This is a genomic window from Nostoc sp. 2RC (genome assembly GCF_014222165.1).
Lineage (GTDB): Bacteria > Cyanobacteriota > Cyanobacteriia > Cyanobacteriales > Nostocaceae > Nostoc > Nostoc linckia.
Genome location: NZ_JACKZU010000716.1, coordinates 1 through 1,250 on the forward strand (window position 1 = coordinate 1; position 1,250 = coordinate 1,250).

The 1,250-nt window shown below is 37.4% G+C and carries 2 protein-coding genes; both read left to right on the forward strand.

Features of this window, described 5'->3' with window-relative positions:
• Positions 1–147 precede the first annotated feature (147 nt).
• The gene (locus tag GNE10_RS34610) at positions 148–813 is read left to right on the forward strand and encodes a hypothetical protein (protein WP_185570518.1); all 666 of its coding nucleotides are present in this window, start codon (positions 148–150) and stop codon (positions 811–813) included.
• Between the two features lie 12 nt (positions 814–825).
• The gene (locus GNE10_RS34615) at positions 826–1,077 is read left to right on the forward strand and encodes an HU family DNA-binding protein (protein ID WP_015136522.1); all 252 of its coding nucleotides are present in this window, start codon (positions 826–828) and stop codon (positions 1,075–1,077) included.
• Positions 1,078–1,250: the final 173 nt, after the last annotated feature.

Sequence of the window (1,250 nt, forward strand, 5' to 3'; positions counted from 1 at the left end):
CCTAATAATTATAAGTTATTGTTATGCTGTAATATCTAATCAGTGTTATTAGTAATTGTCTTGAGATGTGATAATCGTACTCAAGAATTATCTAGGATAGAATTTTGAGGATTTTTGAGAATAAATTATATTGTTTTATATATTCCCATGAAACAGAAAAATACCCAGACAGCGATCGCCACCAAAATTAAAAAGTGGGTTGAAGCGGCTAAACAACTCCGCACCGAGAATATTATATTTGCGCTACCTATCACCCGATTAACCAGCATCAAAAGCCTTTGTCAGGATGAAGTTGCAGCCGAACAATTTGCTCTCTACCTTGCAAAAGTGGTACGAAGGCAAACAGAAGATGATTCCTGTCCCAGTAATCTCAGTCCCTCTGAATGGGAAATTCACAAAACCATAATTGCCGATGCCATTGCAGAGATGGAACGCTACCTAGAAACTCCCACTTATGAAGGAAAGCAATCTCTACAGAAGTTATTGAGGCAAATTGATGAGTTGCAGGGAGATGATTTCCGCAACGTTCATTGGACTACTGTACATTTTGTCAAGAGTGGTTATCTGCTCAAACTAGATTATGCTATTCGCTGTTTTGTTGAACGGGATTTTCCCTACTATGCTTATAAATTAGCTAGAGAATATACAGAATCTTATGAGCCTCAGTATGGTTCGGGTTTAATTCCTGAATCTGCTCCAAAGCTGCTGGAAATTGCTGAGTTTTGGTGTCATTATTATTTTGGACAAAATTTGGCAGAGAAGTTTCCCAAATTAATGATAATGAATCAAGACTCAAATTTAATTAAAGAGTGAATTGACGTAAAGATGTCTATCGACAAGAAAGAACTGGTACGCCGTGTGTCCCAACGAGTGTGCAAAGAAACTGGCATTGTGGAAGAAGTCATTGATGCAACGCTTGAAGAAATTTATGAATCGCTCAAACAGGGAGACAGTGTTTCCTTACGTAACTTTGGAACTTTTTATGTAAGAGTAGAACGAGAAAGTTGGGTTTTTAAATTCAATCCCTCCCAACGTTTACGTAAGTTGTTTGGCTGGTCGTCTACTTACAAGGCGTAAGAGTAGTGAGGCTTTTTGACTGGAAGCAACGGCTGCGAAAAGGAATTAAATGAAAGCACTAAGTTGAGTTCTTGAGACACTCAAATCAAACTCTAAGGAAATGTACTTTCAACTCAACTGTTGCTCTAGGGCTTATTAATTATTTTTCAATTCACAATCATCTTTGTATAATT